We start from the raw sequence: 17131 nt of genomic DNA, 5'->3' as shown, positions 1-17131 counted from the left end.
TGGTAGCCGGTATCATACCCGCAGATTCCGCGATAGCTCAGTCGGTAGAGCAAATGACTGTTAATCATTGGGTCCCTGGTTCGAGTCCAGGTCGCGGAGCCAAACACTGAGAAAGCCTCCAGTTGCGCAAGCACTGGAGGCTTTTTCGTTTCTGCGCTCGTTACTTGCCCACTGGTTCGGTCACGGGCTTGCCCTCGTCCACCAGGCTCCACACCAGCAACTTGGCCGCTTGACCGCTGCTGGCATTGCGCGACACGCTGTGCACGGTGCCTGGAGCCTCGTACCAGTACTCGCCAGCCTTGTAGGTTTTCTCCGGCTCATCGTTGAGCTTCGAGACCACCGCCCCTTCCAGTACATAAGCCATCACCGCGCCCGGATGCTGATGTGCGGGCGACGCCTGCCCAGGCGCGTAGCTGACGGTGAGCATGACGGCTTTCTTGCCGGGAGCATTGGAGGGCCGTTTTTCCTGCAGCACCTTGACCTGGTCGACGGCTTCGCCATGCGCCCACGCGGACGTTTGGCCGGCGAGCAGGCCCGCGGCGATGAACAAGGCAATTGAAAGATGAGCGGGTTTCATGGGCGTCTCCTGATGGGTATTTGCCAGCAGGTTAGGCCCAGGCGTGCACGCGGCAAACGGCCAATTCAGAGGAAAACCAGGAGGCCGATCAGTCGCGGCCTAGACCGCCTCCTGCGGGAGCCGGCTTGCCGCCGATGAGCCCCAGGAAACGTCAGCCATTGAGCCCGATGGGATAGAACTCGCCGCGACTCCAGACCCCAAGCCACTCTTCGCCGTCGATGACACGTGGCACCGCCAGATCCACCAACTGATAAAACACATTGCGGTGAATCAGCGCCTCGAGGTTGCTGCGCATCAGCACGTACGGGGCAGGTTCTTGCGTAACCGGGTCTATCTCGACCCGCAGGGGATGCTCCGGGCCAGCTTCAGCCAGGTCATCGACATTACTGGTAAAGCGCAGCACCTGCTGCTCACCCGAACCTTCCACGTCCAGCGCCACGGCGACGAATGGCGCATCGTCGACGCGAATGCCGACCTTTTCCACCGGCGTTACTAGGAAGTAGTCATCGCCGTCGCGACGCATGATGGTGGAGAACAGCCGCACCATTGGCTTGCGCCCGATGGGCGTACCCAAGTAGTACCAAGTACCGTCACGGGCAATGCGCATGTCGATATCGCCACAGAAATCCGGGTTCCACAGATGCACGGGCGGCAATCCCTTGTGCTTGGGAATCTGCGCCAGAAGATCGTTGGCCTTGCCGGAATCCGTCATCACCCTGCCCTCACTCGCTCATACCCAGAAGGCTACGAGCGTACTCGCGCATTGGCGCAGCTAGCAAATCCTCCGGGGTGTTGTCGTGGAACGTCAACAAACCGCCACGGCTCTTGATGCGCACGGTATCGATCAAATACCGGCTGTTGGTTTCGATGAGCATCATCTGCACGACGCCAGTGTCCCACCCCAGACGGTCGACGGCTTGCTCGTCGTACCACTCGTCGCCATTGCCGATACGATCGTCGGTACGGGCGAAGCGGGTATACAGCACATAGTCGGCGCCCACCGAGCGCGCCTGCGCGATCGCTTCTTCCAGGCCCAGCGGCCCCTGGGCACGGCGTACCAGTGGGAAGTATTCGACGAAACTCTTGAACGCCTGTTCGGCCACCACGTTCTGCCGCGGCAATGGCCCCTTGCCGGGTGGCATGAATGCCCCCTGACCGATGAAGATGAACGAATCGGGTTGCAGCCGTATCGACAGCGAGCGGCGCGTGTCACTGTGGTCCAACAACCCGGCATCGCTCATGTGGTAACGGACGCCCTCGCCCATATCGCTGACATTCATGCAGCCGCCCAGCGCCATCAGCGCCAGCAGCAAGACCAGGCTACGCATCTTTCCTCCAATGGCCGGCGACGAAAAACCGGCGAATAGCCAGCGGATGCAGCTTTTGCGCCAGAGTCAGCCGCCAATCACCTTCATCACTGTCACGCCCCCGGAAAAAGCCAGTGCCTGCTTATCGGCCAGGGCCTTGACCAGCAACCGTTGCAGGGCAGGCAGCGCTTGGTGACGGGGCTGTTCCAGCAAGTCGCCGATAAAGTGACGGTTGCTGGAAGATAGGCAACCGTGCAGCCAACCGGTGGATGACAGGCGCAGCCGCGAACAACTCCGACAGAACGGCACGCTTTCGTTGGCGATCACACCAAAAACACCTTTACCCGGGATCTGGTAGCGCAGCGCGGTGGCATCCGTTGGCGCATCGACCGGGTGGTGGGCGTGCTCGCGACCGATCAGGTCGAGTAACTGCTCCAGGCCGACGAAATGCTGCAGGAAAGCATTGGGGTCTCGGGCCAGATGGCCCATGCGCATCAATTCGATGAAGCGCAATTCGAAGCCTCGCGCCAGGCAATAGTCAAGCAGCGGCAGGACTTGGTCCAGGTTCTGCCCGCGCATCGGCACCATGTTGACCTTGATCTGCATGCCCATCGCACTGGCCTGCTCCATGCCAGCCAACACGGTCGCCAAGTCGCCGCCGCGGGCAATGCGCCGGAACGCCTGTGGATCGAGAGTATCGAGGGATACGTTAAGGCGGCGAACGCCAGCTGCCTGCAACTGTGGCAACTTGCGCGCGAGCAACTGACCATTCGTGGTCAGCGTGATGTCTTCCAGACCGAGCCGGGCGACCGTCGCCAGGAATGCGTCCAGGCGAGGACTGATCAGTGGCTCACCGCCCGTTATGCGTAGACGCTCGATACCTGCGGCCTCGACCAAGTAGGCCACACCCCGCGCCAGTGCCTCTGCCGACAGTTCGTCCTGTGCCGCGACCAGACGCTTGCCGTCCGGTACGCAATACGTGCAGGCGTAGTTGCAGGCAGCCGTGAGGCTGACACGCAGGTTACGAAAACGCCTGCCTTGACGATCGACGATCATGAAAAACTCCGGCATGGATGAATCGGGGCTGGCAAAACCTGACTCATAAATCAGGTTTTTGCAAGCCCCTTGTTCCATGCCGGGCACAATTGAACGGAGCCGCTGCGCGCTCCTTCGCGGTTACCCCGCCTCACCGGGACAACGCCAATATCACGATCTGGCGCTGGACCTATGGACGGAAGGCTTCAGTTCGCGGTTTCCGGGTCGCGCTTGCGCTTGTTGCCCATGCGCACGCCTATATCCATCAGGAACTGGAAGAAGCCTTCCTGATCTTCCAGGACATTGCTCCAGAACGGCGAGTGATACAGGGCCACGGCGCCATGCACCAGCGCCCAGGCTGCACAGTAATGGAAATAGGGCGGCACGTCTTCGAGCTTGCCTTCGCTGATACGGCCCTTGATCAGCTGGGTCAGGCGGTCGAAGTTGGAGGCACGAATGCTGTGCAGCTGCTCGACCATTTCCGGCACCTGGTTACCCTTGACCACCTTTTCTTCCAGGCGGTCGAACAACCGGTAGCGCTGCGGGTCACGCATACGGAATTCGAAGTAGGCCCGTGACAGTGCTTCCTTGTCACGGTCCACATCGGCCGAATGCAACAACCCGTTCAAATCGCGCTCGTAATCGAGCATAAGGCGCAGGTAGATCTCCGCCTTGGATTTGAAGTGCTTGTAGATCGTGCCTTTGCCGATGCCCACGGCGTCGGCGATCATCTCGACGGTGACGCTGTCTTCACCTTGTTCGAGAAACAGCTTGAGCGCCGTGTCGAGGATTTCCTGTTCGCGACGGCGAAACTCACGGACCTTACGAGGTTCTTTCTGCATAGGAAGGACTGGATGACAATCGAAGCGGTTTATTATGCCTAACTGGCGGCAAATTGCACGGATCTTCCAACCATGTCTATGTTTCATGATGAGTTCGACCAGTCCCCGGGCTTGCGCTACCTGAACCATGCCGCGGTCGCCCCCTGGCCAAGACGCGCCAGCCACGCCGTAGCTCGCTTCGCCCAGGAGAACGTTGCGCAGGGCGCCAGCGACTATCCGGCCTGGCTCGCCACCGAGCGGCGCCTGCGCGAACGCCTGGCCCGCCTGCTCAACGCGCCCTCCCGAGGCGACATTGCCTTGGTGAAGAACACGTCGGAAGCGCTCTCGCTGGTTGCTTTCGGCCTCGACTGGCAACCCGGCGACCAGGTGGTGATCAGCGACGAGGAATTTCCCTCCAATCGCGTGGTGTGGGAAGCCTTGGCCGATCAAGGGGTCGAAGTGGTTCAGGTAAGCCTTGCAGGCGCCGACCCCGAAGCGGCACTGCTCAATGCTTGTGGCCGCCATACGCGTTTGCTGGCGATAAGCGCCGTGCAGTTCGGCAGCGGCCTGCGCCTGGACCTCGAGCGCCTTGGCGAAGGCTGCCAGGCGCGCCAGGTGCTGTTCTGCATCGATGCCATCCAACAGATCGGCGCCTTGCCCTTCGACGTGCAGGCGTACCAGTGCGATTTCGCCATGGCCGACGGCCACAAGTGGATGCTCGGGCCCGAAGGGCTTGGCGTGTTCTACTGCCGCGCCGCCTTGCGCCCGCAGCTGCGCCTCAATGCCTACGGATGGCACATGCTGGAACACCTGGGCGACTTCGAGCGCCGCCAGTGGCAACCGGCCCGCAGCGCCCGCCGCTTCGAATGCGGCAGCCCCAACATGCTGGGTGCTTGCGCGCTGGAGGCAAGCCTTTCGCTATTGGAAGACGTGGGAATGGAAAAAGTAGCGCGACTGCTCGGGCAACGGGTCGATCAGTTGTACCAGGGCCTCGCCGCCATACCCGGCGTCTGCCTGCATACGCCTGCGGCCTCGCAGAGACGGGCCGGCATCGTCACCATCAGCCTCAAGGGACGCCCCAGTACCGAGCTGTATCAGGCGCTGAGCGCCGAAAGGACGATCTGTGCCCTGCGCGGTGGTGGAGTGCGTTTTTCACCCCATTTCTACACCGATGAGCGCCTTATCGACGAGACTATCCAACAAGTACGGCGACTGGCCATGCGTTGAGGAAGGAATGGATCCCCGGCGTATTCCAAATCTGTTTAAAAAACGACCAACAGACACTGGCACTGCGCCAAACCTGACCAATACTTGAAGTGTTGGCGCGGCGCATCCCCCCCAAGTGGCGCGCCGATAAAGGTGCTCAGGGACCGCGTACCTTTGTTTTACTCCTAATGGTCTTAACCCGGATTCCCCCCCAGAACCCGGGTTTTTTTTGCCCGTGCGCCGACCTCGGCCTCAGCGACCAACCGGTCTTGCGCGCTCAGGCTACGCGAGCCAAGGGGAACAAGCGCTTGAAGTTGGCGGTGGTCTGCTCGGCCAACTGGTCGAAGCTGACCCCGCGCAGCGATGCCACGTACTCAGCCACTTCTCGCACGTATTGCGGCAGGTTGGGTTTGCCCCGGTGCGGAATGGGCGCAAGGTACGGCGAGTCGGTCTCCACCAGCAAGCGGTCGACCGGCACCTGCCGGGCCACTTCGCGCAGGGCGTCGGCATTGCGGAACGTGACGATCCCGGACAGGGAGATGTAATAGCCCAGATCCAGCGCCGCCTTGGCCATGTCCCAGTCCTCGGTGAAGCAGTGCAGCACACCGGCCTGCGGTAGGTTTGCCTCGCGCAGCAACGCCAAGGTATCGGCCCGCGCTGCGCGGGTGTGCACGATCACCGGTTTGCCGGTCTGACGCGAGGCCTCCAGGTGCAGACGGAACGAGGCCTGCTGCAACTGCGCAGCTTCCGGCTCGTAGTGATAATCCAGCCCCGTCTCGCCAATGGCCACCACATGGGGGTGGGCCAGTTCGCGCAGCAACCACTCAAGCGCTGGGGTTTCGTCCGGCGCCAGGTCCAGCGGGTGCACGCCCACCGAACAATCGACATCGGCATACTGCTCGCTCAAGGCCTTGACCGCCCCGGCGTTCTCGGCACTGACACCAATGCACAGAAAATGCCCGACCCCACGTTCGCGGGCCGCCTGCAGGGCGGCATCGAGGGAGCCCTGATGGGCGCTCAGGTCAAGACGGTCGAGGTGGCAATGGGAATCTACAAGCATGGGAAGTAGGCACACATGGAAGAACGATTGAAAGTCAGCGGGAAACCGGCAGTTGCTGCCAATGGGCCAGCAACGCTTCCAGCAACAGGGCGCGGTTGAGGTTGGCCTTGCCCAGCACCTTCTGACGCTGCTCGAGAATCCACGCCTGAACTTCGAGGACCTTGGCCTGCCGGCTCTTCTGGGCCAGATACTGCACCACCTTACGCATATCGGCCAAGCCTAAACCCTCTTCGTCCTGGGTCAACTGGTAGCGCAGGATCAGGTGCGACCAATCGCAGAACCAGTCGAACAGCAGCAGCAGCGGCACACCGTTCCAGGCCTCGGCCAACTGGCTCGGTGACAGCTGTTGCTTGAGTAACTTCTTGACGCCATCGGTTACCAGCGCGCGCTGTTCGCGCACCCCCTGGGCCTGCAGGCTGACCGCCAGCAACGGCGAACCAGCGGCAAGGGTCAACAGCTCGTCACGCTCCGACTCGTCACTCTCAGCCAGTGCCGTGGCCAGCCAGGCCTGGCTCTGGGCGAAGCTCGGTTGCGGGCAGGCTACCTGCTGACAACGGCTCTTGATGGTCGGTAGCAAGCGGCTGGGCTGATGGCTGACCAGCAGCAGCACCGTGTCGCCGGAAGGCTCTTCAAGGCTTTTGAGCAAGGCGTTGGAAGCATTGACGTTCATCGCCTCCACCGGCTCGATCAGCACCACCTTGCGCCCGCCCAGTTGCGCGGTCTGCACGACGAAGGTGACGAGTTCGCGCACCTGGTCGATCTTGATGGGCTTGTCGGCCTCTTCCGGCTCCAGCACGAAATTGTCTGGGTGGCTGCCGGCCTTGAGCAACAAGCAGGACTTGCACTGACCGCAGGCATCCAGCCCTTGAGGGTGCTGGCACAGCAGGCGAGCCATCAGACGCTCGGCCAGGGCTCGCTTGCCGATGCCTTGCGGCCCGTGCAGCAGGTAAGCGTGGGCGTGCTGGCTACGGCCTGCCAGCTGTTGCCAGATTGCCTGCTGCCAGGGGTAGGCCTCAGCCACGGCAGCGCTCCAGGATGCCTGGCAGCAACCCATCGATGGCGCGCTGTACCGCGTCCAGCGGTTGTGCGGCATCAAGCAAGGTATAGCGTTGCGGCGCCCGCTGGGCACGCTGCAGGTAGGCTTGGCGAACAGCTTCGAAGAAGGCCTGGCCCTCCTGTTCGAAGCGATCCAGACGGCCCCTTGCGGCAGCTCTGGCCAACCCGACTTCGACCGGCAGATCGAAGACCAGGGTCAGGTCCGGGCGCAGGTCGCCCTGGACGAACTGTTCCAGTTGGGCGATACGCTCGACGGACAAGCCACGCCCCCCCCCTGATAGGCGTAGGTGGCATCGGTGAAACGGTCGCACAGGACCACCGCACCCCGGGCCAGCGCAGGTCGAATCACTTCGGCCAAGTGCTGGGCACGCGCAGCGAACACCAGCAGCAGCTCGGTGTCGGCGGCCATCACTTCATCGCTGGGCGCCAGCAGCAACTCACGCACTCGCTCGGCCAACGGTGTACCACCGGGCTCACGGGTCAGCACCACATCCAGCCCCTGCTCACGCAGACGCGCCGCCAGGTAGTCGCGATTGGTGCTCTTGCCCGCGCCTTCGGGGCCTTCAAGGGTAATAAACAAGCCGCTCACAGGCAGTCCTTAGTGTTGTTCGTCGGGCGTTGGCTCATTGGCCGGCGCCGCTTCGCTTTCAGAAGATGGCGCCTGCTCTTGCGACTCGCCTGGTTCGGGTTCGGACTGCGCATCCGGTGCCAGCGTCGTCTCGCTGGCGCCAGGCTGGCCTTGCGGTGCCGGGCTGGAGCGGTAATCGGCGCGGCGCTTGAGCTGGAACTCTCGCACGGCCGAATTGTGGTCGTCCAGATCATCGGAAAACACGTGGCTGCCGTCGCCGCGGGCGACGAAGTACAGGCTGGAACCATCGGACGGGTTGAGCGCGGCATGGATCGCTTCGCGTCCGACCATGGCGATCGGCGTCGGCGGCAGGCCGGTCATGGTGTAGGTATTGTAAGGGGTCGGCTCGCGCAGGTCGGCACGGGTGATCTTGCCGTTGTAACGCTCGCCCATGCCGTAGATCACCGTGGGGTCGGTCTGCAGCATCATGCCCAGGCGCAAGCGGCGCACGAACACACCCGCGATCTGGCCACGCTCCTGAGGAATGCCGGTTTCCTTTTCCACCAGCGAGGCCATGATCAGCGCCTGGTAAGGGTCACGGTAGGGCAAGTCGGTCGTGCGCTCGGCCCACTCCTTGGCGAGCACTTCTTCCAGACGCATGTACGCCTGCTGCAACAGCTCGACATCGGTCATGCCGCGTACGAAGCGATAGGTGTCAGGGAAGAAGCGCCCCTCGGGGAATACGCCGGTATGGCCGAGCCTGTCCATTACTTCCGAATCCGAAAGTCCGTCCAGGGTGTGCTTGATCTTCTCGTGCTTGGCCACGGCCGAACGCACCTGGCGGAAGGTCCAGCCTTCCACCAGGGTCAGGTTGTACTGCACCACGTCAGCGCGGCGCCAGGCGTCGAACAATTCACCCACGGTCATGCCGGGGGTCAGGCGATATTCGCCGGTGTGCAAAGGGGTGCCAGCCATGTTGAAGCGCCAATACAGGCGCAACCACAGGGCATCGTCGAGCAGCCCCTCGTTCTGCATGCGGTAGAACATGCGGTTCGGGGTGGTGCCATTGGGCACATCGAGCAAGCGCTCTTGGGCCACTTGCAGAGGCTGCTCCAGCACCGAGTTGACTTTCCAGGCCGACCAGCCAAATGCCAGGCCAGCCAGGATCAACCCCATTTCCAGCAGCAGCAGGAATTTGCGTCTCACGAATTCAGGTTTCCAGTAACGTACGGGCAACGGCCTGCAGTTTACGAGTGAGCGGCCCCGGCGACCAGTTCAGCGCAGCCAATGCCCGCACCGGCCAGATGCCATAGACGCTGTTGCAGACAAACACCTCGTCCGCCTGCTGCAGCTCGCCGAAGGCCAGGTCACGGACCTGCACCGGGATTGCCAGCGCCTGTGCCTGTTCGAGCAAGGCCCCACGCATCACGCCAGCCACGCCGCAACGACGCAGATCGGCGGTGAGCAACACGCCGTCACGCACCATGAACAGGTTGCTGTAGACCCCTTCGATCACCCTGCCCTGCCCATCTCGCATCAGGCCTTCGGCATGTTCGCTGTCCTGCCATTCGGCGCGGGCCAGCACCTGCTCCAGGCGGTTGAGGTGTTTGAGGCCGGCCAGCAGCGGTTGTTCCCCGAGGCGGGTTTGACACTCGAACAAGCGCACGCCAAGTTCGGCATGCTGCTCAGGATAGCTGGGCAGCGGGCTGGCTTGCAGGATGCGCCGGGGGGCAGCGCCGGGAGCCGGAGCGTAGCCGCGCTGACTATCGCCTCGGGTGAGGATCAGCTTGGCGACACCGTCGCCGAGCTGACTGGCATAACGCAGGACTTCATCGCGGACCAGGGCCAGGTCGGCGTCGATGCCCAGACGCTGGCAACCCAGCGCCAGGCGGGCGAAGTGGCCCTCCAGCAAGCTGGGCCGCCCACTGCGCACGGCGAGGGTCTCGAACAGGCCATCGCCGTAGGCCAGGCCGCGATTCTGCAGATTGACCGCAGTCGCAGGCTGGCCGTCGATCCAGCTGTGCATCAACCGGCGAACCGGCGGAACACCAGCGAACCGTTGGTGCCGCCAAAGCCGAAGGAGTTGGACAGTACAACGTCGATATTCATGCTACGTGCTTCGTGGGGCACGAAGTCGAGGTCGCAGCCTTCATCCGGCTCGTCCAGGTTGATGGTAGGCGGCGCCATCTGGCTGTTGATGGCCAGGACGCTGAAAATCGCCTCCACCGCACCGGCGGCACCCAGCAGGTGACCGGTCATCGACTTGGTGGAGCTCACGGCCAGCTTGTAGGCATGTTCGCCGAACACGCGCTTGATCGCGGCCACTTCGGCGACATCACCGGCGGGGGTAGACGTACCGTGGGCGTTGATGTAGCTCACTTCCTCAGGCTGGATACCGGCATCGCGCAGGGCATTGGCCATGCAGCGGGCAGCGCCTTCACCGGAGTCGGGCGGCGAGGTCATGTGGTACGCGTCGCCGCTCATGCCGAAACCAACCAGCTCGGCATAGATGGTGGCGCCACGGGCCTTGGCGTGTTCCAGCTCTTCGAGTACCAGGGCACCGGCACCATCGGACAGCACGAAGCCATCACGGCCTTTGTCCCAGGGACGGCTGGCGCGGGTCGGCTCGTCATTGCGCGTAGACAGCGCGCGGGAGGCGCCGAAGCCGCCCATGCCCAGGCCGCAAGCGGCCATTTCGGCGCCGCCGGCAATCATCACGTCGGCTTCGCCGTAGGCGATATTGCGCGCAGCCATGCCGATGCAATGGGTACCCGTGGTACACGCGGTGGCAATGGCGTAGTTCGGCCCCTGCAGACCCAGGTGGATCGACAGGAAACCCGAGATCATGTTGATGATCGAACCCGGCACGAAGAACGGCGAAATACGGCGCGGCCCCTGCTCGTGCAGGGTGCGGCTAGTGTCCTCGATGTTGGTCAGACCGCCGATCCCCGAGCCCATGGCCACGCCAATGCGTTCACGGTTGGCATCGGTCACTTCCAGACCGGCGTTACGCACTGCCTGGAAGCCGGCCGCCAGGCCGTACTGGATGAACAGGTCAAGTTTGCGAGCCTCTTTGGCCGACAGGTATTGCTCGACCTCGAAGCCCTTCACCGAGCCGCCAAAACGGGTGGAGTAGGCAGACAGGTCCGTGTGTTCGATCGGACCGATGCCACTGCGGCCAGCCAGAATGCCCTGCCAGGTGCTCGGTACATCGGTACCCAGTGGCGACAGCATACCCATACCGGTGACCACGACGCGTCTACGCGACACAGTACTCTCCTTTTCTAATAACAGAGTTTCTTGCCATTGCATTCAAGGCAACGGAATGAAATGGCAACAAGCTCTCGATGCTCGTTGCGCGACGCAGGCGCCTCGCAAAGAAAAAACCGCACGCCGGCAAAGGCAGTGCGGTTTTTCCCGACAAGAAGCGTCGACTAAAACGTCTTAAGCCTGGTGGTTTTTGACGTAGTCGATAGCAGCTTGAACGGTAGTGATCTTCTCGGCTTCTTCGTCAGGGATTTCGGTCTCGAATTCCTCTTCCAGAGCCATCACCAGCTCAACGGTGTCAAGCGAATCGGCACCCAGGTCATCGACGAAGGACTTCTCAGCAGTCACTTCTTCTTCCTTGACGCCCAGTTGCTCGGCGACGATTTTCTTGACGCGTTCTTCGATGGTGCTCATACCTAGTTTTCACTCCTAATGGACATATGTCAGGCAGCTGGCCGGTGTCCAAGTTTATAGAAAGACGTTCGCTTTTCAAGCGGAACACACCTTCGTATGACTCGACCAAGCCTCTGCCTGGAATCTGGTTGCAGCTTTATAACGGATTTTAGGCTCGGAGTATGACTCTTTTTTTAAGCAATCCGTCACATTGAGTTGCAGTTTACATGTACATCCCGCCGTTCACCGGCACAGTAGCGCCGGTGACATAGGCTGCGCCGTCGGATGCCAGGAAGGAAACCACCTTGGCGATTTCCTCGGCCTGGCCCAGGCGGCCCAGCGGAATTTCCTTCTGCAGAGCCTCGCGCTGCGCTTCTGGCAGTTCACGGGTCATGTCAGTGTCGATGAAGCCTGGGGTCACCGAGTTGACGGTGATGCCACGCGAGCCGACTTCGCGGGCCAGGGCGCGGCTGAAGCCTTCCAGACCGGCCTTGGCGGCGGCATAGTTGGCCTGACCTGCGTTACCCATGGCACCGACCACCGAGCCGATGCTGATGATACGACCCCAACGCGCCTTGGTCATGCCGCGCAGCACGCCCTTGGACAGACGGTAGAGGCTGTTCAGGTTGGTGTCGATGACGTCGAACCACTCGTCGTCCTTCATGCGCAGCATGAGGTTGTCGCGGGTGATGCCAGCGTTGTTGACCAAGATAGCCGGAGCGCCGAACTGCTCGGCAATGGCGGACAGCACGGCGTCGACGGATTCGGCGCTGGTAACGTTCAGTTCCATGCCGGTGCCGGCAATACCGTGCTCTTTCAGGGTGGCAGCGATGCGCTCGGCGCCGGAAGCCGAAGTGGCGGTACCGATCACGGTCGCGCCCTGGCGGCCCAGCTCGAGGGCGATGGCCTGGCCGATACCACGGCTGGCGCCGGTGACCAGTGCAACTTTACCTTGCAGGCTCATGCAAGCTTCTCCAAATCAGGCCAGCGCCGCACGGGTGGCAGCGACGGCATCAGGGGTATTGAGGTTGTAAGTGGTCACGCCATCCGCGCAACGCTTGTTCAGGCCTGCCAGAACCTTGCCAGGGCCGCATTCGACCAGGTTGACGGCGCCATTGGCCGCCAGGGTCTGCACGCACTCGACCCAGCGTACCGGCTGGTACAACTGCGCCAGCAGGTCCTGCTTGAGTGAATCGAGGTCGGCGGCGATAGCGGCGGTGACGTTCTGCACGACCGGAATCTGCGGGGCCTTCCATTCGATGGCGTTGACCGATTCGGCGAAACGCTCGGCGGCAGGCTTCATCAGGGCGCAGTGCGACGGCACGCTGACCGCCAGCGGCAGGGCGCGCTTGGCACCCTTGGCCTTGCACAGCTCGATGGCACGGTCGACCGCAGCCTTGTTACCGGCGATGACCACCTGGCCCGGCGAGTTGAAGTTGACCGCACTGACCACTTCGTCTTCAGCCGCTTCTGCACAAATTTCCACGACCACGGCGTCATCCAGGCCAAGGATCGCTGCCATGGCGCCGTGACCAGCAGGCACGGCCTCTTGCATCAGCTGACCGCGCCGTTCGACCAGGCGAACGGCGTCCTTCAGCGACAGACTGCCAGCGGCGACCAGCGCGCTGTACTCACCCAGGCTATGGCCAGAAACGAAGGCTGGCTGCGCGCCGCCCTCTTCCAGCCACAGGCGCCACAACGCGATGGAGGCGGTAAGGATGGCCGGCTGGGTTTTGTCGGTTTGGTTGAGTTGTTCTTCCGGGCCTTCCTGGACCAGTTTCCACAGGTCGTAACCCAGAGCGTCAGAGGCCTCTTTGAAGGTCTCGATGATCACCGGCTTCTCGGCGCCGAGCTCGGCAAGCATGCCCAGCGACTGGGAACCTTGACCGGGAAAGACGAATGCGAGGGATGCAGACATTGAACAAGCCCTTATGATCTTGTCGTCGGATAGGGTGCGTCGGGCCTTGGGCCGGACGCGGAATCTGAAAGCTTGGATGAAGACGCAGACCAAGCGGTCACATTTAAGCACTTCATCGGCGATATGCCTAAGGCCTTTGTCGTGTCAGCCGCGACCTCATCACCAACAGGAAGGCGCACACCGCAAGCGTGCGCGCCATGCAGAAGCCGGCTTGCCTGCGAAGCGGCCAATGCCGGCAAACTAAGGCAACAGGTCTTCAAGCCGACCATGCAGGCGCTGCGGCAGGTTCTCCTGAATCTCGATCAACGCTCGCTGGATCGCACTCTGGAAACCCTGCACGCCCGCCGAGCCATGGCTCTTGATGACGATACCCTGCAACCCCAGGAAGCTGGCACCATTGTGCCGTGCAGGCGCAAGGTCGTCCTGCAGACGCTTGAGCAAAGGCATGGCCAAGGCACCGGCGGCACGCGATAGCACACCACCCTTGAACAGCTTCTCGATGCGCGCACCGATCATGGTCGCCAGGCCCTCACTGGACTTGAGCAGGATATTGCCGACGAAACCGTCGCACACCACCACATCCGCTTCGCCGCGGTACAGGCCGTCACCTTCGACGAAACCGACGTAGTTGAGGCCCCGGGCATTCTGCAGCAAGGTGGCCGCCAGCTTGACCTGCTGGTTGCCCTTGATGTCCTCGGTGCCGATATTCAACAGCGCCACGCGCGGGCGATGAATACCCAACGCCTGTGCGGCCACCGAACCCATCACGGCGAACTGGTAGAGGTTTTCGGCGCTGCAGTCGACATTGGCGCCCAGGTCGAGCAACTGGCAGTAGCCCGTCTGGGTAGGGATCGCCGCCACCATGGCCGGCCGATCGATGCCGGGCAAGGTCTTGAGCACGAAGCGCGACAGCGCCATCAACGCCCCGGTGTTGCCAGCGCTCACGCAGGCCTGGGCCTTGCCATCACGCACCAGTTCAAGGGCAATGCGCATCGACGAATCCGGCTTGCCCCTCAACGCCTGGGAGGGCCGCTCGTCCATGCCGACCACCTCACTGGCCGCAACAATCTGCAGGCGCGCGCGATCCGCAGCCGGTAGGCCGCTGACAAGCTCTTCGAGGAGGGAGGGTTGACCGACGAGGGTCAGGTGTAGCGAGGGAGTAGCCGAAAGGCAGGCAATGCTTGCCTGGACAATGCTGCGGGGACCGAAGTCCCCGCCCATTGCGTCGATCGCGATGATCTGAGCGGACAAGGATTACTCGTCAGCGCCCTTGTCGATCACTTTGCGACCACGGTATACGCCTTCTGGCGACACGTGGTGACGCAGGTGTACTTCACCGGTGGTTTTCTCTACCGACAGCGCGTTTTCCGACAGGGCGTCGTGGGAACGGCGCATGTCACGGGCAGAGCGGGATTTTTTGTTCTGCTGAACAGCCATAATTGATTAACTCCTAAACGTTTGGGTCACGCTTTAACTGCGCCAAAACACTGAACGGGTTGGACCGCGATACCTCGTCCTTGCTCGATTCGGGCTCGTCTGCGCCCGCCGGCTGCTGGCATTCTTCCGGATGATGAGCAGGCACGATTGGCAAGGCGAGCAGAAGCTCTTCCTCGATCAATGCCTGCAGATCCAAAGGATCTTCGCCCAGTTCCAGCACGTCATAGCCTTTCGGCAACGACTGGGTATTCGCACCCTCCTTCACCACAGCGTATGTACATTCGCTGTGAATCGGCAGGGTGACCAGCTCAAGACAACGCTGGCAAACCATTTTGACTTCGACATCCAGCTCGCTGTGGATAACCACCACGTGCTGTTCATCTCGTTCAAAATCGAACTTCGCCTGCACCGTACCGACATCGTCGGAAAGCGGGTCGCAGAGTCTTTCCAAATCAGCGAGTAGCAGCGAACCATTAATGGTTACGCCACGATCGGCTAATTTGCGCGGGTCAACGTGAGGTGGAATCGGGTCATTCAACATAGGCGCAGCATTCTAGGGATGCCCCCCGCCCCTGTCAAAGGAAATTCGGCGGCATCTCACATGTTAGAATTCGGTTCAAACGATCAGGAGTCTATCATGCTTCCCTTGTTACTGGCTTCCAGCTCTCCCTATCGGCGCGAACTGCTTGAGCGCCTGCGCCTGCCCTTTATCTGGGCAAGCCCCGACGTAGACGAGCGCAGGCTTGATGACGAGCCGGCTACGGAGCTGGTTCGACGTCTTGCCAGACAGAAGGCGCAAGCACTGGCGGTCAGCTACCCGGACCACCTGATTATCGGCTCCGACCAGGTAGCGGTGCTCGGCGAACAGATCCTCGGCAAGCCCCATACGTTCGAACGGGCCTGCGAGCAACTGCTGGAGGCCAGCGGACAGCAAGTGACCTTCCTGACCGGCCTGGCGCTACTGAACAGCGCCACAGGGCAATGCCAGGTCGATTGCGTGCCGTTCACGGTGACGATGCGAGAGCTGGATCGAGCGCGCGTGGAGCGTTACGTGGAAGCGGAACGACCACTCGATTGCGCGGGCAGCTTCAAGGCAGAAGGGTTGGGCGTGAGTTTGTTCAAGAGCACCCATGGGTGCGATGCGACCAGCCTGATCGGGCTGCCGTTGATTCGGCTGGTGGATATGTTGAAGGTTGAGGGGGTGGCAGTGCCCTAGTACGGCCTGGGGGCTTCGGCGCGAGTGAGATCGAGCGCCGCCCGCGCGGCGCATCGCGAGCAAGGCTCGCTCCTACGTCTGTTTCGGGCCAATTATGCCTGTGGGATCTGCGCGCGACCGCTTTGGTGCTGGGCGCGATATTGAGCCGTACAAACAAGGCGGTCGCGCGCGCCTATTGCTGGGGTTACTGGCCCGAAACAAACGTAGGAGCGAGCCTTGCTCGCGATGCGCCGCGCGGGCGGCGCTCGATCTCACACCCACCTCAGCGCGCGCGACGATCACTCAACGCAACTGAACCCCCTGGAACCCCATCCACATCGCCAGGTGCTCCGCCACACTGGCACCAATGCGCTTGGAGAACCGATCGAACGGCGACTCTTCCACAGTGAAGTCCACCAGTGTTTTCTCGCCAACGACCTCACGCGCCACATAGCTGGCACTGCCCAGGCCATCCACCAACCCCAGCGCCTTGGCCTGCTCACCGGACCAGATCAGGCCACTGAACAGCTCCGGATGCTCCTTGTCCTTCAAACGATCGCCCCGCCCCTGCTTGACCATGGCGATGAACTGCTGATGCGTGGTGTTCAGCACACCCTGCCAGAACGCCCTCTCCTCAGGCTTCTCAGGCGAGAACGGATCAAGGAAGGCCTTGTGCTCGCCTGCCGTATAGGTGCGACGCTCGACACCGAGCTTCTCCATCGAGCCAACGAAGCCATAACCCGCCGCGGTAACCCCGATAGAACCCACCAAGCTAGCCTTGTCGGCATAGATTTCGTCAGCGGCGCTGGCAATGTAGTAGGCACCGGAAGCCCCCAGATCGCTGATCACCGCATAGAGCTTGATAGCCGGGTATTCGGCCCGCAGACGCCGGATCTCGTCATACACGTAACCCGCCTGAACCGGACTGCCCCCCGGACTGTTGATGCGCATCACCACGGCCTTGGTCTTGGCATCCCTGAACGCCTCGCGCAGCCCCTTGACGATATTGTCGGCGCTGGCTGCTTCCTGGTCGGCAATCACCCCACGCACCTCGACCAGCGCGGTGTGACTGGCACTGCGCGAAGCCGCCTTGTCCACATCCATCATCGGCATGAACAGGAACAAGATGCCGAACAGGTAGAGAAAGGTCAGCAGCTTGAAGAAAATCCCCCAGCGGCGCGCGCGGCGCTGCTCCTGAACACCCGCCAGCAGAGTCTTCTCCAGCAACTTCCAGCTCTTGCGCTCTTCGCCGTCACCTTCGGGCTCGGGCGCCTTCCATTCGTCAGCCATG

At 62.1% G+C, this 17131-nt stretch carries 19 protein-coding genes, 1 tRNA gene and 1 pseudogene; 3 read left to right on the top strand and 18 right to left on the bottom strand.

From position 1 onward, the window contains the following. Positions 1 to 26: 26 nt before the first annotated feature. Positions 27 to 102: transfer RNA gene (locus tag VXM67_RS09370), tRNA-Asn, on the top strand. A gap of 58 nt (positions 103 to 160) precedes the next feature. On the opposite strand, the gene VXM67_RS09365 is transcribed toward VXM67_RS09370, so the two are convergent. The 5 genes from VXM67_RS09365 to VXM67_RS09345 form a co-directional block, all read right to left on the bottom strand. Continuing rightward, positions 161 to 577, bottom strand: a complete 417-nt coding sequence (locus VXM67_RS09365; protein WP_023379423.1) for a cupin domain-containing protein — start codon at positions 575 to 577, stop codon at positions 161 to 163. A 151-nt stretch (positions 578 to 728) separates the two neighbouring features. Then, complete coding sequence (locus tag VXM67_RS09360) at positions 729 to 1289, bottom strand: DUF1285 domain-containing protein (protein ID WP_023379422.1); 561 nt, start codon at positions 1287 to 1289, stop codon at positions 729 to 731. Between the two features lie 10 nt (positions 1290 to 1299). Beyond that, a complete protein-coding gene (locus tag VXM67_RS09355) occupies positions 1300 to 1905 on the bottom strand; it encodes a DUF4823 domain-containing protein (protein WP_023379421.1) in 606 nt (201 codons plus the stop codon). A gap of 66 nt (positions 1906 to 1971) precedes the next feature. Next, a complete protein-coding gene (locus tag VXM67_RS09350) occupies positions 1972 to 2940 on the bottom strand; it encodes a GTP 3',8-cyclase MoaA (protein ID WP_367237637.1) in 969 nt (322 codons plus the stop codon). A 185-nt stretch (positions 2941 to 3125) separates the two neighbouring features. Next, complete coding sequence (locus VXM67_RS09345) at positions 3126 to 3761, bottom strand: TetR/AcrR family transcriptional regulator (RefSeq protein WP_023379417.1); 636 nt, start codon at positions 3759 to 3761, stop codon at positions 3126 to 3128. 72 nt (positions 3762 to 3833) lie between these two features. Here VXM67_RS09345 and VXM67_RS09340 point away from each other — a divergent pair, with 72 nt between their 5' ends. Further along, positions 3834 to 4967, top strand: a complete 1134-nt coding sequence (locus VXM67_RS09340; protein ID WP_027907752.1) for an aminotransferase class V-fold PLP-dependent enzyme — start codon at positions 3834 to 3836, stop codon at positions 4965 to 4967. Positions 4968 to 5223: 256 nt separating this feature from the next. Here the strand turns inward: VXM67_RS09340 and VXM67_RS09335 are convergent, their stop codons facing one another. From VXM67_RS09335 to VXM67_RS09280, 12 genes and pseudogenes are all read right to left on the bottom strand, one after another. Continuing rightward, entirely contained in the window at positions 5224 to 6006 is a 783-nt protein-coding gene (locus VXM67_RS09335; protein ID WP_027907751.1) for a TatD family hydrolase, read from the bottom strand. Between the two features lie 34 nt (positions 6007 to 6040). Continuing rightward, complete coding sequence (locus VXM67_RS09330) at positions 6041 to 7027, bottom strand: DNA polymerase III subunit delta' (protein ID WP_367237636.1); 987 nt, start codon at positions 7025 to 7027, stop codon at positions 6041 to 6043. Continuing rightward, positions 7020 to 7651, bottom strand: a pseudogene (gene tmk / locus VXM67_RS09325) (dTMP kinase). Before tmk ends, VXM67_RS09330 begins: the two are co-directional and overlap by 8 nt. A gap of 9 nt (positions 7652 to 7660) precedes the next feature. Further along, complete coding sequence (gene mltG, locus VXM67_RS09320) at positions 7661 to 8836, bottom strand: endolytic transglycosylase MltG (protein WP_023379411.1); 1176 nt, start codon at positions 8834 to 8836, stop codon at positions 7661 to 7663. Between the two features lie 4 nt (positions 8837 to 8840). Beyond that, positions 8841 to 9656: an aminodeoxychorismate lyase gene (pabC, locus tag VXM67_RS09315; RefSeq protein ID WP_023379410.1), complete on the bottom strand. Its 816-nt coding sequence runs from the start codon at positions 9654 to 9656 to the stop codon at positions 8841 to 8843. Beyond that, a complete protein-coding gene (fabF, locus tag VXM67_RS09310; protein WP_023379409.1) occupies positions 9656 to 10900 on the bottom strand; it encodes a beta-ketoacyl-ACP synthase II in 1245 nt (414 codons plus the stop codon). The genes pabC and fabF overlap by 1 nt, the downstream gene beginning before the upstream one ends. A gap of 174 nt (positions 10901 to 11074) precedes the next feature. Further along, positions 11075 to 11311 carry an acyl carrier protein gene (gene acpP / locus VXM67_RS09305; protein ID WP_009685065.1) on the bottom strand — a complete coding sequence of 79 codons (237 nt, stop codon included), beginning with the start codon at positions 11309 to 11311 and terminating at the stop codon, positions 11075 to 11077. 202 nt (positions 11312 to 11513) lie between these two features. Then, positions 11514 to 12254, bottom strand: coding sequence for a 3-oxoacyl-ACP reductase FabG (gene fabG / locus VXM67_RS09300; RefSeq protein WP_023379408.1), 741 nt, complete (start codon positions 12252 to 12254; stop codon positions 11514 to 11516). Between the two features lie 15 nt (positions 12255 to 12269). Then, positions 12270 to 13208, bottom strand: a complete 939-nt coding sequence (gene fabD, locus VXM67_RS09295; RefSeq protein ID WP_367237635.1) for an ACP S-malonyltransferase — start codon at positions 13206 to 13208, stop codon at positions 12270 to 12272. 240 nt (positions 13209 to 13448) lie between these two features. Next, positions 13449 to 14459, bottom strand: a complete 1011-nt coding sequence (plsX, locus tag VXM67_RS09290; RefSeq protein ID WP_081669717.1) for a phosphate acyltransferase PlsX — start codon at positions 14457 to 14459, stop codon at positions 13449 to 13451. A gap of 3 nt (positions 14460 to 14462) precedes the next feature. Beyond that, entirely contained in the window at positions 14463 to 14645 is a 183-nt protein-coding gene (gene rpmF / locus VXM67_RS09285) for a 50S ribosomal protein L32 (RefSeq protein ID WP_010223221.1), read from the bottom strand. A gap of 13 nt (positions 14646 to 14658) precedes the next feature. Then, positions 14659 to 15186, bottom strand: coding sequence for a YceD family protein (locus tag VXM67_RS09280; protein ID WP_023379405.1), 528 nt, complete (start codon positions 15184 to 15186; stop codon positions 14659 to 14661). A gap of 96 nt (positions 15187 to 15282) precedes the next feature. Here VXM67_RS09280 and VXM67_RS09275 point away from each other — a divergent pair, with 96 nt between their 5' ends. Continuing rightward, the gene (locus VXM67_RS09275) at positions 15283 to 15861 is read left to right on the top strand and encodes a nucleoside triphosphate pyrophosphatase (protein ID WP_027907749.1); all 579 of its coding nucleotides are present in this window, start codon (positions 15283 to 15285) and stop codon (positions 15859 to 15861) included. Between the two features lie 282 nt (positions 15862 to 16143). On the opposite strand, the gene VXM67_RS09270 is transcribed toward VXM67_RS09275, so the two are convergent. Then, a complete protein-coding gene (locus VXM67_RS09270) occupies positions 16144 to 17130 on the bottom strand; it encodes a S49 family peptidase (protein ID WP_023379403.1) in 987 nt (328 codons plus the stop codon). Position 17131: the final 1 nt, after the last annotated feature.

The organism is Pseudomonas sp. Rh2, assembly GCF_040762985.1.
Taxonomy (GTDB): domain Bacteria; phylum Pseudomonadota; class Gammaproteobacteria; order Pseudomonadales; family Pseudomonadaceae; genus Aquipseudomonas; species Aquipseudomonas taiwanensis.
Note: the sequence above shows the minus strand (reverse complement) of the source record. Positions and strands in the feature narration are given on the sequence as shown.

Bases quoted from the DNA above. Each gene is read 5' to 3' on its own strand.
- VXM67_RS09275 (WP_027907749.1), top strand. From the start codon at position 15,283: ATGCTTCCCTTGTTACTGGCTTCCAGCTCTCCCTATCGGCGCGAACTG.
- rpmF (WP_010223221.1), bottom strand. From the start codon at position 14,645: ATGGCTGTTCAGCAGAACAAAAAATCCCGCTCTGCCCGTGACATGCGC.
- VXM67_RS09335 (WP_027907751.1), bottom strand. From the start codon at position 6,006: ATGCTTGTAGATTCCCATTGCCACCTCGACCGTCTTGACCTGAGCGCC.
- VXM67_RS09270 (WP_023379403.1), bottom strand. From the start codon at position 17,130: ATGGCTGACGAATGGAAGGCGCCCGAGCCCGAAGGTGACGGCGAAGAG.
- pabC (WP_023379410.1), bottom strand. From the start codon at position 9,656: ATGCACAGCTGGATCGACGGCCAGCCTGCGACTGCGGTCAATCTGCAG.
- VXM67_RS09365 (WP_023379423.1), bottom strand. From the start codon at position 577: ATGAAACCCGCTCATCTTTCAATTGCCTTGTTCATCGCCGCGGGCCTG.
- acpP (WP_009685065.1), bottom strand. From the start codon at position 11,311: ATGAGCACCATCGAAGAACGCGTCAAGAAAATCGTCGCCGAGCAACTG.
- VXM67_RS09340 (WP_027907752.1), top strand. From the start codon at position 3,834: ATGTCTATGTTTCATGATGAGTTCGACCAGTCCCCGGGCTTGCGCTAC.
- VXM67_RS09345 (WP_023379417.1), bottom strand. From the start codon at position 3,761: ATGCAGAAAGAACCTCGTAAGGTCCGTGAGTTTCGCCGTCGCGAACAG.
- VXM67_RS09355 (WP_023379421.1), bottom strand. From the start codon at position 1,905: ATGCGTAGCCTGGTCTTGCTGCTGGCGCTGATGGCGCTGGGCGGCTGC.
- VXM67_RS09280 (WP_023379405.1), bottom strand. From the start codon at position 15,186: ATGTTGAATGACCCGATTCCACCTCACGTTGACCCGCGCAAATTAGCC.
- VXM67_RS09360 (WP_023379422.1), bottom strand. From the start codon at position 1,289: ATGACGGATTCCGGCAAGGCCAACGATCTTCTGGCGCAGATTCCCAAG.
- fabG (WP_023379408.1), bottom strand. From the start codon at position 12,254: ATGAGCCTGCAAGGTAAAGTTGCACTGGTCACCGGCGCCAGCCGTGGT.
- fabD (WP_367237635.1), bottom strand. From the start codon at position 13,208: ATGTCTGCATCCCTCGCATTCGTCTTTCCCGGTCAAGGTTCCCAGTCG.
- VXM67_RS09350 (WP_367237637.1), bottom strand. From the start codon at position 2,940: ATGATCGTCGATCGTCAAGGCAGGCGTTTTCGTAACCTGCGTGTCAGC.